The sequence below is a fragment of the Paenibacillus sp. JT22N1 genome, from assembly GCF_059692155.1.
In genome coordinates this window covers 94,540-114,989 of the sequence record NZ_JCAUAW010000011.1, presented here as the reverse complement: position 1 = coordinate 114,989, position 20,450 = coordinate 94,540, and the positions used below count along the sequence as shown (strand labels likewise).

17 protein-coding genes are annotated in these 20,450 nt (G+C 42.3%); 1 reads left to right on the top strand and 16 read right to left on the bottom strand.

The window, feature by feature from the left end; translation table 11 throughout:
* Positions 1-27 precede the first annotated feature (27 nt).
* From AC58UU_RS21315 to AC58UU_RS21255, 13 genes are all read right to left on the bottom strand, one after another.
* Entirely contained in the window at positions 28-1,128 is a 1,101-nt protein-coding gene (locus AC58UU_RS21315; protein ID WP_497318705.1) for a Ger(x)C family spore germination protein, read from the bottom strand.
* Positions 1,125-2,216: a GerAB/ArcD/ProY family transporter gene (locus tag AC58UU_RS21310; RefSeq protein ID WP_497318704.1), complete on the bottom strand. Its 1,092-nt coding sequence runs from the start codon at positions 2,214-2,216 to the stop codon at positions 1,125-1,127. Before AC58UU_RS21310 ends, AC58UU_RS21315 begins: the two co-directional genes overlap by 4 nt.
* Positions 2,197-3,657 (bottom strand): spore germination protein, encoded by a 1,461-nt coding sequence (locus AC58UU_RS21305; protein ID WP_497318957.1) that lies wholly within the window; start codon positions 3,655-3,657, stop codon positions 2,197-2,199. Before AC58UU_RS21305 ends, AC58UU_RS21310 begins: the two co-directional genes overlap by 20 nt.
* Positions 3,658-3,783: 126 nt before the next feature.
* Positions 3,784-4,875, bottom strand: coding sequence for a Ger(x)C family spore germination protein (locus tag AC58UU_RS21300; protein WP_497318703.1), 1,092 nt, complete (start codon positions 4,873-4,875; stop codon positions 3,784-3,786).
* A complete protein-coding gene (locus tag AC58UU_RS21295) occupies positions 4,872-5,978 on the bottom strand; it encodes a GerAB/ArcD/ProY family transporter (protein ID WP_497318702.1) in 1,107 nt (368 codons plus the stop codon). Before AC58UU_RS21295 ends, AC58UU_RS21300 begins: the two co-directional genes overlap by 4 nt.
* On the bottom strand, positions 5,975-7,297 hold the full coding sequence (locus AC58UU_RS21290; protein WP_497318701.1) for a spore germination protein: 1,323 nt from the start codon (positions 7,295-7,297) through the stop codon (positions 5,975-5,977). The genes AC58UU_RS21295 and AC58UU_RS21290 overlap by 4 nt, the downstream gene beginning before the upstream one ends.
* Positions 7,298-7,608: 311 nt before the next feature.
* Positions 7,609-8,841, bottom strand: a complete 1,233-nt coding sequence (locus AC58UU_RS21285) for a cytochrome P450 (protein WP_497318700.1) — start codon at positions 8,839-8,841, stop codon at positions 7,609-7,611.
* Between the two features lie 278 nt (positions 8,842-9,119).
* The gene (locus AC58UU_RS21280) at positions 9,120-9,773 is read right to left on the bottom strand and encodes an alpha/beta hydrolase (RefSeq protein WP_497318955.1); all 654 of its coding nucleotides are present in this window, start codon (positions 9,771-9,773) and stop codon (positions 9,120-9,122) included.
* Between the two features lie 476 nt (positions 9,774-10,249).
* Positions 10,250-10,795: a nucleoside/nucleotide kinase family protein gene (locus AC58UU_RS21275; protein WP_497318699.1), complete on the bottom strand. Its 546-nt coding sequence runs from the start codon at positions 10,793-10,795 to the stop codon at positions 10,250-10,252.
* A 284-nt stretch (positions 10,796-11,079) separates the two neighbouring features.
* Positions 11,080-12,855: a Rieske (2Fe-2S) protein gene (locus AC58UU_RS21270; RefSeq protein WP_497318698.1), complete on the bottom strand. Its 1,776-nt coding sequence runs from the start codon at positions 12,853-12,855 to the stop codon at positions 11,080-11,082.
* Positions 12,856-13,100: 245 nt separating this feature from the next.
* Entirely contained in the window at positions 13,101-13,325 is a 225-nt protein-coding gene (locus AC58UU_RS21265; RefSeq protein ID WP_497318697.1) for a hypothetical protein, read from the bottom strand.
* Between the two features lie 117 nt (positions 13,326-13,442).
* Positions 13,443-14,108 carry a stalk domain-containing protein gene (locus tag AC58UU_RS21260; protein ID WP_497318696.1) on the bottom strand — a complete coding sequence of 222 codons (666 nt, stop codon included), beginning with the start codon at positions 14,106-14,108 and terminating at the stop codon, positions 13,443-13,445.
* Between the two features lie 191 nt (positions 14,109-14,299).
* Positions 14,300-14,491, bottom strand: coding sequence for a hypothetical protein (locus AC58UU_RS21255; RefSeq protein ID WP_497318977.1), 192 nt, complete (start codon positions 14,489-14,491; stop codon positions 14,300-14,302).
* A gap of 130 nt (positions 14,492-14,621) precedes the next feature.
* Here AC58UU_RS21255 and AC58UU_RS21250 point away from each other — a divergent pair, with 130 nt between their 5' ends.
* Positions 14,622-16,061: an ABC transporter substrate-binding protein gene (locus AC58UU_RS21250; RefSeq protein WP_497318695.1), complete on the top strand. Its 1,440-nt coding sequence runs from the start codon at positions 14,622-14,624 to the stop codon at positions 16,059-16,061.
* Positions 16,062-16,249: 188 nt separating this feature from the next.
* Here the strand turns inward: AC58UU_RS21250 and AC58UU_RS21245 are convergent, their stop codons facing one another.
* From AC58UU_RS21245 to AC58UU_RS21235, 3 genes are all read right to left on the bottom strand, one after another.
* Positions 16,250-17,221 (bottom strand): proline dehydrogenase family protein, encoded by a 972-nt coding sequence (locus tag AC58UU_RS21245; RefSeq protein WP_497318694.1) that lies wholly within the window; start codon positions 17,219-17,221, stop codon positions 16,250-16,252.
* Between the two features lie 78 nt (positions 17,222-17,299).
* Entirely contained in the window at positions 17,300-18,106 is an 807-nt protein-coding gene (locus AC58UU_RS21240) for an AraC family transcriptional regulator (RefSeq protein WP_497318693.1), read from the bottom strand.
* A gap of 1,020 nt (positions 18,107-19,126) precedes the next feature.
* Complete coding sequence (locus AC58UU_RS21235) at positions 19,127-20,380, bottom strand: ankyrin repeat domain-containing protein (RefSeq protein ID WP_497318692.1); 1,254 nt, start codon at positions 20,378-20,380, stop codon at positions 19,127-19,129.
* Positions 20,381-20,450 lie beyond the last annotated feature (70 nt).

Genomic DNA, 20,450 nt, shown 5'->3' with positions numbered 1-20,450 from the left:
AGTGTTAACCACTCCGTCCTGTAAGGTCTAATAAACAATTCCGGGTCTTGCTATTTCTACCTTTACGTTAGGTTGAATCGTAATAAGCGGGTAGGTGCTGTTCCAATCGATAGTCTTCCAGTAATCAGGATGGAAGGCGATGATCCGTCTGCCGATTCCAAAGACGTCGCAATTGGCCTTCTGCAGCTTCTGAACGACCTTCTGAGCTTCCTGTGTTAGCTCTTTTGAAAAAAACTCGTTCATTTTGGATACCTGCCCGGCTTCATCTAGATGATCGGGGGAGAATTCTTCCGCTTCTGTCTTCAGCAGCAGATCTATAGTGACCACAACCTTACCATTATTTACATGAACATCTAATTTCCGTTTTGTTTGAAATACACGGAATGTCATTTTACTGCCTATTTTCTTCGATTTATTAGGAATTGGTAATGTCAGGCTTGCCTTTTTACCCATTCGATCAGCCATTAATAAACAGAGTTTTGACTCTTTAGCGTCTAGAGTCCCTGTGAAGGATTTACTGTTAAACAATGCAATTCCGTTAATATGAGGGGTACTTTCCCCCATTGTCAGATACGGCAAAATCACATCTTGTCCAGGGTCAAATAAAATTGTACAAATCGATTGTATATTTTCTTCTGGAACGATCGTAAAAGTTTCTGCACTGAGAATTTGCTTATCTAGGTTCAAGATGAAATTTGGCTTTCTCATATAACCTGTTTGCAAAAGTGATTCGGCGCGACCTTCGACAATCCCTATTTTGGCGTTTAATGCACTTTTCGGATCACGGTAAAAAACATCCAGAACCGCATAGATATCAACCTTCGCCAGCTGTTCTCCAATCATAAGAAACCGGTTCTTGGCTCCGTCCGGAACCAAGGTTAGTTTTTTCCCCAAGTTACCTCTTGCTTCTCGAGCAGTTTCACCAGTAACTGATATGATTTCGGGTGCATTCCTCTTCTTATCCGAGACATCCGGTAAGACAAAGGTGACTAAGACATTTTCACCTTCTGCTTTGTCAATGCCTATCCCTAGAATTAAACGAACGTTTTTTAATAACATTTGATCCCAACAACCGCTTAAGAGACTCATGGAAAGTATGCCGAGCAATACAAGCCGGATTCTTTTCATTCCGCTGCTTTCCTCCTTCCTCTTAGGATGGTCAATAGTAATAACGGTATGGGTAGCAAATAGATCATGACCAAAGCGAAATAAGAAAACCATTTATTGAGCTTGCTGATAAACAAAAAATTATGCGGTAACAGCGCAATTAGTAAGCAAGCGGCAATGACCAGTAAAGTCACCATTGAACTGTTACCTTTTTTCAATATTTGGGCAATCCCCGTTGAAGCAAGAAAAACATAATTGGCAATAGACGTCATGACGATCACAACCCAAAGCGATAGAAATAGTAAGTCCGATCTTTCTACGATCCTAAAAGAAAAAGCTTTTAGCATATATAAAACAGGTTCTGGTATGATATTAAGTTCTACAGGACTGAAAAACATAAAGCATGACAGGATAATTAATACGTAAAATAGTGTGACAAAAATGTATGATATCAACATCGTTTTTAATATTTCTCTTTCTTTCCCCTTGACTTGAGGGTAAACCATGAGCAGCAACTCGAAACCGGCTAGCGTAATGACAGACTCTCTCATACCTCTTATCATATTACCAATCCCAGATTGACCGATGGGGAAAATATACAAAGGATTTCCTTTGCTTAAAGGGAAAATGATCAAAATGATAATAATGATTAGTAGTATAGAAATCAGCGTTTCAAATCGGACAATTATTTTCAATCTTTCTTTCGCTAGATAATAACTGGTAACCATCATCAATGTCATAATGACCCATTTTGGTGTCGTCGGAAAAATCCAGGCATTAATAATTCGGCAGTAATTCATAAGGATCACGCTTGCTATTCCAATAAAATAAATAATATAAAGAATACTAATAAGATGACCTGCAAATTTCCCTGCCATCTGAGGGAGAAATTCGATCATCGTCATCTTTGGATATTTCCTACAGATCATCCATATCAAGATAATGACCAGATGGGTTGCAAATCCCGCCAGCAGCATGGAGATCCATCCGTCCGTAGAAGCTTCAGAGTGAACACTAAAAGGAACGGTTAACGCTCCCTCACCTACCGCTGTTTGTATAGTGAAAAAAGCCAACTGCTTTTTGGAGATACTATCTTTTTCTGCGTTCATGCTTCACCCATCCCCTAGAAAATAATTCCCGCAGCTTTTTTTGGGGAAGACTGTCCGCAGGACGCTGGTTCATTTTCCATATTGGCAACCGGACCAGAGAGTCTTTCAAATCCCTCCATCTGAATGGAGAAAAGGGGTAAAAATAAGGCGTTCCAAACCCCTCTAATTTACACAAGTGGATCAAAATACATGTAAATCCGAACGTAATTCCCAAAAAGCCGAAAGTAGCAGCCAAAATCATCATAGGAAAACGCAGAAAACGCACCGTCTCTCTGAACTCATGGGATGGCACAACAAATGAGGCAAGGGCCGTTGATGCTACCACAATTATCATGATATTGGACACCAGCCCCGCCTTCACGATGGCATCTCCAATAACAAGTCCTCCAACAATACCGATTGTTTGCCCTACGGCAGTATGTAATCGCAATCCGGCTTCTCTTAACATTTCAATGGTTATTTCCATCAACAGAGCTTCAATAATCGGAGGAAACGGAATTTCCAGAACGGCGCTTTGCATGAGAAGCACCAGTTCATTAGGGATTGTCTCAAAATGAAAAGTGACAACTGAAATGTATCCAGCTGGTAGTGTAATGGCAATGAAGAAACTGGAAACCCTTAACAAACGGAAGAAGCTTCCGTTAATCCAACGGGCATTGTAATCATCAGGTGACTGATAAAAAGCAAAGAAATTGATTGGTAAAATTATCGCTTTCGCTGAACCTTCCGATAATACGGCAATTCTTCCCTCCATCAAATTGGCTGCTACTCTGTCCACTCTTTCGGTACTTAATATTTGCGGAAATGGAGAGAAGGGGGCATCTTCAATTAGCTGCTCCACAAAACCAAATGAAGCAATATAATCGATACGGATCGATGTAATTCGCTTTTCCAACTCGGTCACAATTTCTGGATTTGCCAATGACTCGATGTATACCATCGCCAGACGCGTGTTCGTTTCCATGCCTACCATCAGATAACGAATCATTAAATCCTTGTTAACCACTTTTCTTCTGATCAGATGAAGGTTCGTACTTAATCTTTCAATAAACCCTTCATGCGAATCTCCGAACACCTTCTCATTGATCGGCTCTGTGATGCTTCGTCCAATCGAAGAGGATGTATCAAAGATGTAAAAATCAGTCTCACTTTCACAATCGACAACACAGCCGCCATTCAAAATGGCTTCAACCGCTTGTTCGATCAAGCAAGTAATTTGCAGCTGTTCCAGAGGGATGACGTTGAGAAACTCGCCTTCCTTGATTCGTTTCAATGGAAAGATGATCTTATCTAGGATCGCTTTTTGATCGGTTAATGTTGCCAAATAAATCAAATTGACTTGTCGTTGATTCCAATTCAATGATTGTATTACCAGATCTTCCGTATTGTTTAACAGTGTTTGAAAATAATTTTTTCTTTCTTGTATCGACGAAAGCTCCATATCCTTAATTTCTGGATTATTACCCAATATTTAATCACGCTGCCCCTCATTTCAAAGGTTATTTTATCCAGTTGGATAGAGGAGTATTCACGGGGTCTTAATAATGAGAAAACCTCTATTTAAGTGCTATTTAATTCCCCCAGATCCTAAAAGGTTAATTTTTACATTGACATAAAAGACTAGTTGAGGATAAACGGCTTTCCATTGTTCCCATTCTTTTTCACGGTGATGGTGAGTTGCACGGTATCTTAAGCCCAAACCGATAGGATCGACCCCGATAGACTGAAATTTCTTTAGTACATCTTCGTAACGCTTAGCCGCCTCTTTTTCGGCTTCATGCTCATATTGCTTCCATTTCGAATAATCAAGCGACTGACTAGACTCTGCTGCTTGCCCTCTTATTTTAATATTCATCGTAAGCTCAGGTGTAGAGTCGTTTGCTTCATCTAAGGTGTATGTATATCCGAAATTTGTCACACTCAAAGCAAATTGAACGGTATCTGTTCGGGTTTCAATTTCGAACTTACTAATTTTTTTGGATAATTCATTGAAAACACGAGTCTCATCTGGATTTAATACTTCTTTCACTTTCTCTTTATCAAAGACGGCTACTTGATCGATTAAGTACGTTTCGTTGAGTGGTCTTATGACAGGTAAATAGGGATCTAATCCTTTTTCGCTTAACCTCCTATGAAAATCAAACAAATACTCGGTCACAATAAATGACGATTCCGTACCTTCTTGATCAAAACTTAAAAACAAACTGTCTCCTGGCAACCGTTCGGACCTGGGTCTTACTTTCAGCACTTGCTCTGCCGATGGATCCCCTAATGCCATAAAAGTCGTCCCCTGGATTTCTCGTCGCCGCAAAAACCAGTCGATTGTTTCCCGATTCAGACGTTCTTCAGCCAAGTCCTTTCCGAAAATGATGATTTTGGATTGTGAAAAATCCAGTTCTTTATCCACTTTTGACTTGAGATGTTGAACAGCTTCCGTGATTGTTTTGGCGTCATCACTTACGATTTGGAACGTATTCGTCTGGCCTGGTTTGATTTGCGAAGATGGAATGGCGAGTTTTAAAGAAACATGCAAGGGCAGATCTTTATCATTTGACTTATCTATGCCAATGGCCTTAACAATAAATCGTTTGTCCATATCTTTGAAACCGCAGCTGGATAACAAAGGAACTACTAACAGGAATAACAACATCGTTTTCATAAGCTTGGCCTCCGCTTACTCAAGAAATAAACAGTTAAGACAAGGAATACGTCCATGGGTAAACGGATCATCATCCAAAAGGAGGACACTCGGAACAAATCATCTTCACCTAAAAGACTTCCAGTTACAATTGTAGCAATACCCATCAATCCACAGCTTATCGCATTCGGAAGTACAGTGTTTACAGAAGATGTATTCGGTTTACTTCGAGGAAAACAGCTGCTAATGGCTTCAGATGCGATATGCCATGTCACCATCGTGTATAGAAAGGTAATACTTAAAAAGACGAGCAAAAAAATATAAACAACATGATCAATAAATGCATATTTCATTTGTATCGCCTCTGCCGTAGAAACCCAAGTGAAAATATAGTCATTAACACCATCTGTGCCTAAAGTTCCAATTGGAATAATAAATGTCGACAACAGCATGCCGAAACCGAAAATAGGAATCAGCCATCTGTATTTAATGGATTTTGAGTTAGAAAATGTGCGATTAAATATAGACAAACTCAGGTAACCCACGAATGCATAGGTAGAGACAGATAAACTCTTCCAACTAGGAAACATCCATGTGTAGTCAAGTATAATTTTTACTGAATCATAGCTCATGTGTTTATTTGTTAGCGCTTTTATTATCAAGAACAAGAGTAAAGGCACACTGAGAATCAGTACAATTTCCGCACAATATAACACTGTTTTTGAGGATTGCATTGCGCCAAAACAAACAACGGTTACAAAAAGCAAAAGCAAAATATACGACGGCGTTTCCGGATTCAGATATCTGGATATGATGAAAGTGAAATTGATTAATACAAGCCCGCCCGCGGTGAAACAAAATGCACCAAAGAAAAGCAATAAAGGAATATAGATGCTTTTGTGCAGAGAAAGCTTATAGATTTCGGGTAGACCCTTCCCTGGAAACTTTAAGAGGGAGCCGGTAAAAATGTACAAGAGAATGCTCCCAATCAAGGTTCCAAGAATTAGCGACATGATTGCACCCTCATACCGCTCGTTAATGAGAATTCGTGGAACGTACAGAATGGAGTTAATCATCATGGTTAGTATCAGAGTGTAAAAAAAATACCGTGACAATGATTTCACCTAGTTTTTTTGTCCTCTCCTATAAAAAGCTTCAAATATGGTCGACCAAAGCTTCTCAAACTCGCCGTGTATACAAGGAAACAAAATAACCCTGCTAGCACACCGACCAACCCAAAGAATATGGCTAATAGAACAAGTGGAAATTTGATGACCCTCAGCGAATAACCCAACGTATTCATTGGAATCACAAAATTCGAAATGGCTACTGCCGAAGCGATAATAATCATAATACTGCTGACTAGCCCTGCCTGTTGAGCCGCTTGTCCTAAGATTAGACCACCTACGGTTGTCGCTGTAGAGCCAATAAACTTAGGAAGACGAATACTTGCTTCGGTTAGCGCTTCAATTAAGAAAAGCATGAGAAAAACTTCGTAAAAAGATGGATAAGGTACCGCCGCACGACTACCTGCAATTTCAATGGCTATTTGCGATCGGAAAAATTCAGGATTATAAGAAACCGTTGCTACGTATAAAGCCGGCAGTGTAGTCGTAATAAACATGCCTATATATCTCAATATCTGTAGAGGTCTAACGATCCATGGTAATTCATAGACATCATCCATCGAGGCCATGAAGTCAAAAAATACCGCTGGCAAATTGACCGAGAATGGAGTTCCATTGAGGAGTAAAGCGATTTTTCCTTTGCTTAGATTTAATACGGTTCTATCGGGCCTTTCTGTGACCATTAAAGTTGGTAAAAATTGATGTCGTTTCGTGAGCAGCATTTGGAGCTGATTGGCAGCTTGGATGACTTCCGCATCGATTTGCATAAGCTTATTCTCAAGCTGCAAAAGAACGTCCTCATCCACTCTCGTCTTATCGTAAATGATCGCTAATTCAGTTTGACTTTGTGTGCCAATTTTCATAAATTCAATATGCAAATCCTGCGAGGGGTATCGTGTTCGTAAGATTTGTATATTCGTTGCGAGATCCTCGGAGAAAGCAAATTGGGGCCCTTGAAGAATGTTTTCAATTGATGTTTCTTGTGGCTGAGACGTTGGGTCTTTTTTTGCTTCAATTGCACAGGTCATCTGTGGGAAAAACAACAATGTATAGCCGCCAATTAGCTTCTCGATCATTTGATCTTCGCTCTGAATGAACTCAAATCCCGGCAGCATTTTTATGGCTAATTCAAACTCCGATAAGCTACTTCTATCAAAAAAAGTCTTAATGATCGTGGTATGAATATATTTTTTATCACACATGGTTGAGAAATAAACGAGGTCAACTGTTTCGTCACTTAAATTGAGCTTTCTGATTTCAAGGTCATCGGCTCGAACCATACCATGAATTAATGTATCTAGTTCAAATGCCTGCATGAGGAAGATCATCCCTTTTGTTTTTCACTATGTACACCTAATTTCCCACTGTGCTGGAAAAACTATTCATTACAGTGAATTATGTGTCATATTCGGATTGTTAATCAAATAAATTAGAGGATTACCTGCTGCTGTCGGTAGCCTTCTCCTGATGTCTATTGAGCTATAGTTCTCCGTCCCTCGGTTTTAAGGGTTTATCTCACGTAATTAATTAAAATTTGTGAAACATAGTCTTCTGGAGTTAGTGTGGAAACGGCAGCCGATTGTTCTGACCGGCTGCCGTTATGTCTTAATTCAGCTATCGTTTCCCATTACTTCAATGACTTATTGATTATCTTTGCTGGAAGAAATGTAATTGGATATTGTTTTACGCCAAATACGAACGGGCTTTGAATATATGAAAGCGGAGTTCCAGTTAAATATCGAATATCCTGCATCCGTTCCATAATCGTACGTAAAGCAATTTGGCCTTCTAGCCTAGCAAGAGGGGCACCCAAGCAAAAGTGTATGCCAAAACCAAACGAAAGGTGAGCGTTCGGTCGTCGATCAGCTATAAAAACATCGGGTTCTGAAAATTTCGTTTCGTCACGATTGGCTGATGCAACCCAGGAAACCACCTGATCCCCTTTTTTTATTTGTTTACCACTAATTTCGATGTCACTGGTTGCAACACGTCCTATTGCCTGAATGGGTGGATAGAAACGAAGTACCTCTTCGATAAAGCTGGATATGAGTTCAGGGTTCTCCCTTAACTGTTGCTGTAATGCAGTATCTTCTGTAAGGATACGTACCGCGTTAGCGATCAGATTTGTAGTTGTTTCGTTTCCGGCTGCTAAGAGTAAAATTGAAAAACCGAGTATTTCCTTTTCGTTCAATTTCTCTCCTTCAATCTCGGCTGACAGAAGTAACGAGATCAGGTCTTTTTTTGGATCAGTCCGACGCTGCTCGATAATCTGCGCAAAGTAGGAATTCAACTCTTGTATTGCTTGTGTTTTCTCCTCCATCACTTGGCGCAATGCCTCGTCTGTATTCTCATCCGGTCCTTTAACAAGGATATCGGACCATTCTTTAAACAACTTCCGATCTTTGGGGGAAACACCGAGCAGTTCTGCTATGACTATTACTGGTAGTGGAACCGCAAGATCATGTACAATATCCATTTTATCGCTCTCTTTAATCGAATCAATCAGGTCGTTTGTAATAATTTCGATGTGGGGTGCCAGATTAGAAATAACCTTCGCAGTAAATGCTTTGTTAACCAGGGCCCGCAACTGTGAATGCCGTGGGGGATCCATAGTTAAAATGGTTTCTGTTCCTTTACCCGATAGGTCCCGATTTGAAGAAAAGGTTACTGGATCCTTTAAAATTCGATGAACATCCTCATAACGAAGCACATCCCAGCAGTCGCGACTTACGTCATAACGAACCGGTGTTGTTTGACGTAGTTTGTTGTAAATAGGGAATGGTTGCAGCCTCTTTTCTATTGTATCTAATTCAGCTATGGGGATAATGTTAGCATATCGTTCCGTTTTTTTAGATTCCATCTATATGTCTCCTTAATTATTTCTCGTTCTTAAATTGCCCAATAATTGGAATAAAATCCCTCAAAAAAAATGATTTTCAATAATGACTATCGTTAGCCTGCCCGTTCGGAGAAAAGGACTATACTGAACAATCCTCCCGTTAGATATTCTTTACATTGAGAAATGACAAGAATATGATCCGATAAAATAAAAAAGCCGCCATTTAGGCGGATATTAATCGGACTATGTTCTTGTCATCCGACAATTCTCATGTAAAACAACTGTTATATGCATAGTCTCTAATTTGAAAAACCTTGTTTTACCAGCCACTTCTGACAGAGATGCGTCCAATATTTGACGCTGGGGTGAGCTGCTGCAAGCGCTAACCCGTGTCTTCCACTCTCAAAGATGTGCATCTCATGCGGTACCCTATGTTCTTTAAGAACAGAGGCAAAACGCAAATTGTGCTTGACCGGAACCTTATCATCATTTGCAGTCATCCATAGGAATACCGGAGGTGTTTCCGAAGTGACATGCTTTTCGTTCGATAAGAGCATCACCGCGTAGCAAAGAATCATTAGATTGGGCTTCGAGCTTTCTCTCTCAACGGGATCATTAGCATCGGGTATACCAGCATCGTAGTGGGTCCCAACCATAGCGGCCAAATGGCCACCTGCGGAAAAACCCATGATGCCTATTCTCAATGGATCAATGTTCCATTCTTGCGCTTTGTTACGAAGAAGCCGGATGGCCCGTTGCGCATCCAACAGAGGGCATGGATGTTTATAAGGAGCCACGCGATAATGGAGGACAACGGCCGAAACACCTATCTCATTCAGCCATTTCGCAACGTCCTTCCCTTCTTTTGGCTCTGCCAAATGTTTATAGCCTCCACCCGGACACACGATGATACAGGAGCTCGGTCTATCTCTTTTCAAGAAGTATGTAGTCATTGACGGACAATCTGCGGGTTCATTCCTTTTCGCCAACGGCGCACCATTGGGCCATAAAAGGATAGACATCGAATCACTCTCCGTTTCATTCATACATGTACACCAAATCATGAAGTCCTTTAACGAAGTTCCCCCTTTTCTGGAACTAATATTCGTTATTTTATACCATTCTCATTTGTATGTATAAAGCATCTAGTGTTATTCCACTAAACCTGCCCGTTTGAAGCCTACGGTAAATTTATTATGTGACTGTGTCGGCAATCAGATCATATTCTTGTAATGGACTAGGATAAAGTTTAACTATCCTGCCCTTTTGTTGAATAGCAAAAAAGGACCCACAGCAACGGGCTGAGGGTCTAAGTTTTATATTTTAAAGGGGGGTCGACTTTTATTATAGGCTTGAATAATTAATGCCACATGAAACTAAAATTTCAATCATGTTACATTTACTTAACTCTTGTTATCCGTTAGTTGAGTCAAGACAACCTAATTGTAACTTCTTCCAATATTCGATTCACAATGAAGGACGTATCTAAATAACCCTCAATGACAACGTCCGAACTGGGTTTAACTGTCCTTTCCATTTCCAAATAAGCTGCCCTTCCCCTAACTAAATAGTTTGATAAATCATTTCGTATAACTTCAATTGGATTCTCTTTGTAGTTTCTTAGGAGTCGTCTAGCCATAGCGATATCTAAAGGAGTGTCAATATAAATAGCCAAATCAATATAATCACGCATTTCATTATTCAAATAAGCAAAAGGATAATCAAGAACAATATAATTGAGTGATTGGTCTTTAAAAAGTATCTGAATATCATTAATCAATGGGAGCAGGCTCCATTCATTATAATCTGCCCCTTTCTCGACCCATTCACAAATGTCATCTGGACCTTCGAAATCGTAGTCATCAAAATATAGAGCCTTAGTTTTATCTAAAATACTAATCAATTGGTTTGTTGTCGTCGTCTTTCCTCCGCCAGATACAGCAGCAATTGAAATCACTCTTGGTTTTTGCTTCATGATATTATCACACTCCCAGGTATTGAACACTTCAGCCCAATTGCTCAACACGTTGCCGATGTGATGCCCGCTGCCTGCGTCATGAGCTATCGTTTCTCTTTAGTTCAACGATTAACTGATATTAACATCCCCGTTGATCCCAATTGACGACGACAAAATGCTCCTTCAGCAGCGACAAATATTTACGGCAAAGCGGAATGGAAGAGACTCATGGACCGCCGAGCAAATAAAGAAGCAGCGGATTGCTCGCATTGCTGCCCCGAATCAGCTGATGTGTCTATCTGTTATTCTTCTTCAAATAACCGTTCACCTTTATGCAGCCTCCAGGCAATTTTAGCCGTATGCGGGAGCTCGCGCGCGGTTGGCGCGTGCGCCGCCAAATATCGGGTGCAGGCGAGCAGCATCGTTTCTTTGGCCTTCTCCGCAAAAGAGCCAGTCGCCTCTTGCCAGCGGTCGTATTCGGCCACTGCGGCCTCATACATTTGGAAAGAATGGAATTCCGCATCCTCCCGCAACAACGCATGGCCAAGCGTGTTAAGCAGCGCTCCCGGCTCACCACCGCCATGAATGTAGTCCATCACCCATTGCGCGGCCGGTCCGACTTGCTGGCGCAGATCGAGCAAATCGAGCAGCTCCTGATGGTCGGCCGGCGCGGCGGAGCCGGACGGCTTCGGACGTGCGGCTGTCGGCACGTTTAAGAAACGGTCAAGATATACGCTGGCGGCTCCGTGAAAAATCGCCCGCTGCAGCATCGGCTCATCCGATTGCAGTAGCCTTTCATGCACGGCGTGAGCATAAGTGAACGTATGGAGCACTGCAATCCAATCGCCGAAATCGTTCTGCGTATGGAAACGAACGATCCGTTCCGCGGCGGCCAAAGCAACGAGCTGCGCCAATTGCGCCGGAGCCGTTCCCGCGATGAGCAGGTCGCGCAGCAAAGCAATCGTCTGCTCAGGCGTATCGCTCAGCAACTGCTGCAGCAATTGCTCTTCCGTATCAGCAGACAGAGCTGTCTGCTGCCGCGCATCCGTTGACCCACCGGCGAGCTTCGCCTGCGCTGCATTCTGCTCCAGCTCGTTGACCGCTTGCTTAATCGGCTCTACGAGGTTCAGCGGCGCCTGCCACTGGTGCAGCTCCTCGCTCCGTGTCGGACGAGCCATCATCGGCACGAGCGAAGTTAAAATCCGCTCCTTTTGCGACACCTCCGCCCACTCCAGCGCCTCAAAAGCTTTGTTGTGGAAATCGAACACATGGCCGCCGTCCAAGTAAAAGTGATCTGTTGCGGCGACAAGCATCATTTCCGACAGACGCTTCGTGTCAATGCCTTTCAAAATGGCGGTGATCAGCACTTTCTCAGCGCCCTGCGTATCCCGCACCTCTATGCAGCTGCGATACCACTCGGTCAACCGTTCGAACGGCACGTCCGTCGACGGCAGCGCCGACAGCAAGTGGCGGGTTCCTCTGCCCGAGCTGCCTCGAGCGACATGGACAAGGCCTTGGTACAAGGCGAGTATTTTGCCGTTCTTGTCCAGCTTGTCGACGCTTTGCGCCATCGCGGTAAGAATCGTAAGTCCGGCGTTCCAGCCCGTTCCATATGTCGTGCCGAATTCGATGCCAATGCGGGCGATGTCCTGCTCCGGCACTCCCGCTTCGATCAGTCCGACGACCGCTTTCGAGATAACGATGCCGATATTTTGCTCGAGTCCTTCTTTCAGTCTATGCTTATATTTTTCTGCGCCTTCCGCTCTTCTGGAAACCGGATTTACCCACACTTCGCCGCCGTCGACCCGCACTTCATACGACGGAACATCGTCCGCCCACGGATCAAGCGTACCGCCGCTGCAGACGTCAAACCGGGCATGATGCCAATGGCACGTCAAAATCCCGTCGCACAAGCTCCCCATATGGAGCGGAAAGCCTAAATGCGGGCAGCGGTTGTCCACCGCATATACTTGGTCTCCATGATAAAAAACAGCGATACCGCCTCGTATAACCTTTGCGCCCTTTTGTTTAAGCGCTTCCAAATTGCCTGCTGAAATCCAGTTTAAATTGACACTCATCGATACAGCCTCCTTTATTTTTTCAAGCTGCACTCCAAACTACAACAATCATATCCGGTCAGAACCCTCTGCGTTCTTCTCCGTAGTTTTATTATACCTTAGTGTCCTGGCCATGGCTTCAGCAAAGAGTAAGGAAATCGGCACGACAAAAACATTCTTATTTCATTTTTGTTGCATTTATCGATAAACCGATTATTAATAATTACATTATCCTGCCCGTTCAATGAAAACAAAAGAAGAGCCGCTTAAAGTGCAGCTCCACTATCGTTTTCCGTTAGTTTAGGATTAGGTTTAAGTATATGTAATAACAAGCTTTTTTGAACATGCATCCTAAGCTTAAACGTCAATTTCATATGTTCATGTGAGACTGATAATATCTTCATTTCTAGTTCTTTACCCATTTCGCTGGAAAGTTCAGCCGCCCTAACAATAGCTTTAATGATGGTTTCCTTTAAGCTGAACTTCACCATAAGCTCGACGGACACTTAAAGGAATTATGAGTTGATTTTTTTCAACGAATATCGATCCGGGTAGGTAAACCGCTATTCAAATAATTAACCGATTTTTCAAGTGCTCTTATTCATTCATTACTTATAATATGAGGTCGTTAGTGGTATAAAAATACCTGTATCGTCTGTATGCTTATCGATTGAATAGAACACGGTAACTTCATCTAGACCTGCGATACTAACTTCAATCACTTTTAAACCATCATCAACCGTTACGGTATCTTGTTTTAATAACCTTGAGTTTTTATCCTTAATATTAATTTTGACATCAGTTCCAATAGCAGCCACTTGTAAATAAAGGGTTTGGAACTTTTTCTTTGGTTCTAATGTGAAGTTAGAATCTGAAGTGCCCATTTGTCTGAAAACTTCGACATAATCCTTGTTTTTGTATTGAGTTAATTTAGGATCTTTAATAGCTTGATAAAAGACTTGATTCGCGTTAATAGCAGTGCCTTCTACTTTCTCACCAAATAAAACACTATTAGATGAAGTATCATAATCAACAGCCACATTCAAGGAATTTGCGATGGCTCTTGCTGGCAAATATGTGTTTCCGTTAAATGTAATTGGTGTAACTACATTTCCTTCTGCATCTAACAATTGTATTTGTTTCCCATTTACCTTTACTTTTATGTCATTGTTTAAATACGCTTGGATTTCCTCCAAGTTGGCACCTGCATAAACTCCTGCGGTAGCACTGAGTAGAAGGGACGCTCCAATCAGAGTTACAATTGTTTTTTTCAAAATAATTTCAATCCTCCTTAGTTTTCAACAAAATGAAAGCACTTTTTGATAATACCATAATTTTCCACTAGTTGAAACGCTTGCTTTTATAATCTTTGTTTGGAAAAGTAGCAGGTTCACATTTGCTCAAAAAGGACTATAAAACTCCCTGTTAGCGTAACTAAGGCAGTCGGTCAATTGAGCCGATTGCCTTAGTTTTTTAAACATTCAACTCTCCTGCCCATTAGTTGAACAGGCTGCCAGTTATGCTGGCAGCCTGTTGTTGTATGTGGATCATCGACATCTGCGGCTTCATGCTCGCCGGGTTCTTGATCATAATGGACGCTGGGAGATCGGATAGGCCACCGCAAACTGCTGTTGATTGGTGGGGCAGCATTCGTCATAGCCTTTCGCGACACAATATTCTTCAACTCTATTGAATTTGGTATAATTTGTGGTTTTATTCCAATATGTGTATGATAGTGAAAGAATTATTACTATATTTGGTAATAGAAACAATGTGGAGGGAATCAAATGAAACGTTGGATGTGTACACTCGCTGCCATTGGAGTAACTGCCTCGCTGACAGGGTGTAATTTTTCGGAGAAAGCTAGCGGTACTTCGAGAGAAGCCGGATCGCTTAAGAAGCTGGGGAAAGATGAGAAAGCAACGATTAAAGTGATGTATTATGACAAGAATTCCTTTTACCAACAATACGGTAATCTATTCATGGCCAAAAATCCGAATATTGAAGTTGAAGTCATCTCGAATCAAGGCATTTACGGAGCAGGCAAAGATCCTGAGGTAGCGCTTGATAAACTCATCGAAGAAGAAAAGCCGGATATTCTCGTTGTCAACGGTACCGACCAGCTTGAAAAGTTCGTACAAAAAGGACGCCTGTATGCGCTGGACGATGTCATCAAGCAGGATAAATTCGATGTGGAGAATATCCTTCAAGCTACACTGGAAACGATTAAGCTCAAAGGCGAAGGCAAGTTATATGGACTTTCACCAGATTTCTACAGTCAGGCTCTTTACTATAACAAGGATCTATTCGAGCAGTATGCCATAGAGCTTCCGAAAAATAAAATGAGCTGGGAAGATGTCATTAATCTGGCCAAACGATTCCCGACCGACGGTCAGGGAGATCAGCGAATTTACGGATTTTCCGCTTATTCTTACATGCGTGAAGGAGTCGCCTATCAATATATGAGCAGCATCGGCACAACGCTGGGTCTGTCTTACATCGATCCTGAGCAGATGAAGCTGACGATCCAGACAGATGCCTGGAAGAAGGCTTTGCAGCTTACCGTCGACTCTTTGAAATCCGGTGCGTTGTATATGCCAAAAAATCAAAACGCCGATTCTAATGCGCCTCGCATGTACGAGGATTATCTCAAAGAGAATTTGTTCGCCATGGGCAAGGTTGCGATGACGATTGACGGCAGTTATATGATGCAAAATCTGCAAGAGGCCAAAGACCGCCTGAAAGATGTTAAGCCTATCAATTGGGATATCGTCACGGTTCCCGTTGATCCGCAAAATCCGGACTTTTCTAACTCTGTTTCCGTATCCAATGTATTCGGTATCAATGCACAATCGCCCAATACGCGGGCAGCCTGGGAATTCATTAAATATATCAACAGCGATGAATTCGCTAGAGTCATGTCCAAATCTTCGAACAGCCTGATGACCCGCATCACTTACTCCAAAGAGAGGGACGGCCATAATCTAGAGCCATTTTATCTCCTGAAACCTAATCCTGACAAGAGCTATAAAGGTTACGAGAAAATCCCAGTCGGCTTCTACCAGCCGTTCAGTACGGTTGCCAATCAAGAAATTCAGGCCGTCATCGATGGGAAGAAATCAGCTGATGAGGCACTTAAGATGATTCAAGATAAAGGACAAGAACAATTACTGCAAACCAAACAAGCGGATGATGCCCAGAAAGAGGCTCAGTCCAAGCAGAAATAAAGCCAAGAGGAGCTGCCACGAAGCAAGCCCCTCAATAGTTCTGCGTTAGTTGAATATAAAGTGTGAATTCCTGAGTAATACTTTTTAATCATTTGTATCGAACTCACCCGACATCGGTTGACTATTAAATACTTATAAATCCTGTTAGATCACTCTTAGAGACTGCATTTGAGGTTCAAGACTTAGGCTTAATCATAATCCAACACAGTGTCTGCCGTTCCGGCGCTCGTGATGTCGAGGACTGCTTGAAAAAGATTTGGCGGATACTCTGCGATCCGGTGGCATAGGTATAAATACCATTCGTGGCCATACGTCAAATAAATGCGAACAGGATAACCCTCATTCTTCAATTGGCTACTCAAATCCGGTCGAATCCCATATAATAACTCGAACTCAACACCCGGTTCATTGATCCACTGCCGCTTGATGACCTCCTTTATAATCGACTCATCATGGGTGGCAATTGACACGCGGTGTCCTTTGCGAATGCCATGCTCCACGAGCTGCAAATATCGTTCGTTTAGGGCAGATGAGCGCGGTATCGAAAGCTTCCCCGGCTCCTGGTACGCCCCTTTCACGATGCGGATCCGGCCAGGGTTGGACGGCAGACCGTTCAAGTCCTGAGCTGTACGGTTTAATTGAGCTTGCAGCGTAATGCCGATGTTCTCATATGTGGCTGCCGCTCGTTCGTACACAGAAAGTATGGCATCGGTCTTGGCTGATTCCTCCATACTAATAAATAGTTCGGTGCCGGCCTGATGGGCTTGTGAAGCCAGTGTCGTTAGTTGCATATACACCTGCTCTTTGTCTATCGATAAACCGATGTGCGAAAGATCGAAAGAAACGCGAGCCGGTGTTTCACACTCTGCCACATCTTGAATAAGCTGCGACAACTCAAGTGTCGCAGCTTCACAAGTTTGGACATCTGTCGTATTTTCACCGATATACTCGAGCGAGATAGCGTACCCAATATCAGTCAACCTACGGCCAGCCTTAAGACCATCTTGCCGCATCTCCCCCGTCACGTACCTTGCTGCAGCAAGGCGCAGCAGTTGGTAGATAGTCGGCGTCCGTTCGACATAAGCCTTTAAATCGGCTCGGCGCGCAATGGATTTCATCGCTTCGGAAAATTTTGCCTCCAAATTAATCTCTGTCACCATTAAGTGATCCCTCCTCATGTCTTATATATCCAGAATACTGCTAGACTAGAGGAGTGGATTGTAAAAAATTGCGCTAATCTATACAGACATGGTATAGGCTTGAGGTGTTGCCCCGACTATTCTGGAAAAGACCTTCGCAAAGTGGCTCTGGTCGTAGAATCCAACGTCCACGGCAATTTCGGCAATAGACCGCCGATTTTTCAATTCCTTCTTGGCATGATTGATACGCAGAAGATTTTGATAAGCGTGAGGCGGAAGATGTGCGCTTTTCTTAAACACGCGTATGAGATGATATCGGCTGATCCCTGTCTCCTGTTCCAGCATTTCCAATGTTATTCGCTCAGTGTAATTCGCATGAAGATATTCCTTTATCCGCTTGACGTACTTCTGTTCTTGCATGCAATAAGGCTCATGATTCAGATCAGATGCATGCTTGTTGACGAGCGTGTGCACCAGTTCGATTAACGCAGTTTCAATTTCGAGTGGCGAGCTGTTTTGAGTCAACGCCTCCATGGTACGATTGAACAGCTTGCTACAGACCTTATTCTTACCGTCTTCAAGCAGGAAAGGAATCTGAAGCTGTTCGATATCAGGCATCTCAAGATGAGTAAACCACTCCGGTTTAATAAACAGCATTTTATATTTCCATTTTGTATCCTCATCAGGCTGGCAAGCGTGGAGTAAGAGTGGCGGAAAGCTGATCATTCGTCCCGCCTCTACCCTCCATAAGACGCCATCACACCATGCCTGCGTCTCGCCTTCATCGATTAAACCTATGGAGTACTCCTCGTGAAAATGCTTCTTAAACGCAAGGTCGCTCTTCTGGCAACGTTTCGCTTCAACAAAAGGCAGCGCCTCGTCTCGGTAAAAGGTTACATCCACCATTTACAAACCTCCAATTATTATAAGCCGGATCTTGCCACTCCAAAATGTTTAGCAAGTGGTATGACTATTATCCACAAACACTGATATATGCGTTGAACGTTTTATTAATCCCCCCATGAAGATACCTTATTATTATGCCATCCGTCAAAGTCTCCTCTCTTTCAAAAAAACAGAACGAAGAGATTCTCGGTTCATTACCTCCATCGGGAATGAGATAATGTAAATGGAAGTAATATTATCATAAGATCAACCTTTCTTTGAAAACTTGAATCTTGAATATAATCCTGTTAAGAAAATACTAACTGAAAATAACATTCCAAGAAAATATAAACTTAAATTATTAACTTTAACTGCATATCCGACCCTAAAGGATTGACGTAATGGAAAATAATCCATAATCTCCGAGTACAGATGACTTACAAATAACGACAATAAGGAAAACAGAGTACCACTTACGATGGATATTATGAATATTCTTCCAATCTTCCCTACCTTTAATCTTTGGTAAAAAACAGATGGCATAATCAAAACGATTGGGAGGGCACACCAGAAGTAATAAAAAACCGCACCAATATATGGGTTGCCTGAAAATTTATCAGAAAATATAAAGACACCAATAATAAATGATAGTATGAACGATATCAATACTGAGAAACAGCTTAAAAGTAAAACAAACATTGTAACATGAATAAATTTATTTTTTTCAAAACTCATCGGTTTTCACCTCCTTATACAATTGTTGGGTGACAATAAAGTTTTGAAGTGCAAGAAAGCAGCAAACATAAGGGTTTGCTGCTTTCTTTATGAAATTTAAAAGACAAATAAAGTTCTGAAGTGGTTGTGTTTTAGTTTGTTAGTTAGTTATTTCCTTAATATCTAGTCTTTCGATGTCGAACGGTTAGAATTTCTCCAACGAGCGGATAGCTTTCCCCATGTCGATGGTTGAGTAGGGAGACGAACATTTAGCCGAGCCGATTATGCTTATTATTCTTTTGTAACGTGCCTAGAGAGATCAAATCATCACTCCGTGGATTGCCCTTCTAAAAGCTTAACGATTTCAGCCCTTTTTTTCTCGTCTACAATGTTCTTAGCTTTATCAAGCGGTGTAACTCCATTCTTGTCTTTCACCTGCGTCTTCGCTCCTTTACTCAACAACAATCGGATTACCTCGGCGTTGCCTTTAATAGCGTACTGATTGAACTCCACGGCAAAGGAGAGCACTGTATTGCCCTTCTCGTCGGCTGCATTGACATCCGCATGGGCATTGATCAACATTTCGACCATCGTATAAACACCCTGAACGGAGTCATAGCCGTAAGGATTAACCGCCCTCATTAGTGGAGTCGTTCCTGACCAATTACTTTTCGGCATCTGAATGGGATCAGCCCCGTGCTCGAGCAGCAGCTGAACAATTTGCCGAGATTGTGGCATACTCATACTTACAGCTGCTAACAACGGCGTTTCGCCATCCGCGTTTGCAGCGTTCACATCAGCTTTATACGCTATAAGATTTTTTACAATCTGGACGCTCTCATCGGTTAATCCAGAATTGGCAAATGGATGAAGCGCCGAAAGCAGTGCCCCCCCGCCTAAATTCGGATCGGCTCCCATCGCAAGCATCTTGTTAACCAAACCAAGCTGCTTTTTACTCGATACCTGCATTAGCGGAGTCATTCCATTTGCACTTACATTCACCTTGGCTTTAGCATCCAGAAGACTTCCCGTTAAATCCATGGCTCGTTCCGCAGCATAATGCAGCGGTGTGTAACCATTGGAGTCATCGACGATATTGAGATCAACTTGCTTTTGAATCAATAGTTCAACCAAATTGGCAACGTGCGGCTTCCCTTGAAACATATGCGCTATTCTGAAAATTTGAATAAAAACTGGGTTGAGATCGGCTGGTGCTATTACATCGACTTGCCCTTTAGTTTCATTAAGATCCCCACGCCCTGCCGTTTCAAATAATTGGAGGGCAGTCATTTCAACTCGCGATTTGAGCTGCTCTGTTGGCGTACCGTACTTTATGGATATTTGCTGTTCAGTCTCATTGAACTCTACTTGGGCTCTCATACCTTCAGCTATGAAGCGGATAGGCACGTAGGCATGTCCGTTATAGTTCAAAACAGTGTACTCACTATCCAACTGCTTAGCAACCCCATTAAAAAGAATCTTCACCTGGTACTTAATAGTTTGAATAGCATCAGATGCATATACAGCCGTAGAAAAGGTAATACCGGCACCCAAAACCATTCCAATCACTATTTTTTTCAATGTATACTTCTCCCTTCTAAATAAACTAAAGTCCGACGTGAGCCTTAAGCGTACTCATCATTCATTTGTT

Excerpts from the sequence above, each read along its gene's own strand:
- AC58UU_RS21280 (WP_497318955.1), bottom strand. The coding sequence starts at position 9,773 with ATGACTACATACTTCTTGAAAAGAGATAGACCGAGCTCCTGTATCATC.
- AC58UU_RS21240 (WP_497318693.1), bottom strand. The coding sequence starts at position 18,106 with ATGGTGGATGTAACCTTTTACCGAGACGAGGCGCTGCCTTTTGTTGAA.
- AC58UU_RS21265 (WP_497318697.1), bottom strand. The coding sequence starts at position 13,325 with ATGGTGAAGTTCAGCTTAAAGGAAACCATCATTAAAGCTATTGTTAGG.
- AC58UU_RS21305 (WP_497318957.1), bottom strand. The coding sequence starts at position 3,657 with ATGGAGCTTTCGTCGATACAAGAAAGAAAAAATTATTTTCAAACACTG.
- AC58UU_RS21300 (WP_497318703.1), bottom strand. The coding sequence starts at position 4,875 with ATGAAAACGATGTTGTTATTCCTGTTAGTAGTTCCTTTGTTATCCAGC.
- AC58UU_RS21255 (WP_497318977.1), bottom strand. The coding sequence starts at position 14,491 with ATGACGAATGCTGCCCCACCAATCAACAGCAGTTTGCGGTGGCCTATC.
- AC58UU_RS21285 (WP_497318700.1), bottom strand. The coding sequence starts at position 8,841 with ATGGAATCTAAAAAAACGGAACGATATGCTAACATTATCCCCATAGCT.
- AC58UU_RS21250 (WP_497318695.1), top strand. The coding sequence starts at position 14,622 with ATGAAACGTTGGATGTGTACACTCGCTGCCATTGGAGTAACTGCCTCG.
- AC58UU_RS21290 (WP_497318701.1), bottom strand. The coding sequence starts at position 7,297 with ATGCAGGCATTTGAACTAGATACATTAATTCATGGTATGGTTCGAGCC.
- AC58UU_RS21310 (WP_497318704.1), bottom strand. The coding sequence starts at position 2,216 with ATGAACGCAGAAAAAGATAGTATCTCCAAAAAGCAGTTGGCTTTTTTC.
- AC58UU_RS21245 (WP_497318694.1), bottom strand. The coding sequence starts at position 17,221 with ATGGTGACAGAGATTAATTTGGAGGCAAAATTTTCCGAAGCGATGAAA.
- AC58UU_RS21270 (WP_497318698.1), bottom strand. The coding sequence starts at position 12,855 with ATGAGTGTCAATTTAAACTGGATTTCAGCAGGCAATTTGGAAGCGCTT.
- AC58UU_RS21275 (WP_497318699.1), bottom strand. The coding sequence starts at position 10,795 with ATGAAGCAAAAACCAAGAGTGATTTCAATTGCTGCTGTATCTGGCGGA.
- AC58UU_RS21315 (WP_497318705.1), bottom strand. The coding sequence starts at position 1,128 with ATGAAAAGAATCCGGCTTGTATTGCTCGGCATACTTTCCATGAGTCTC.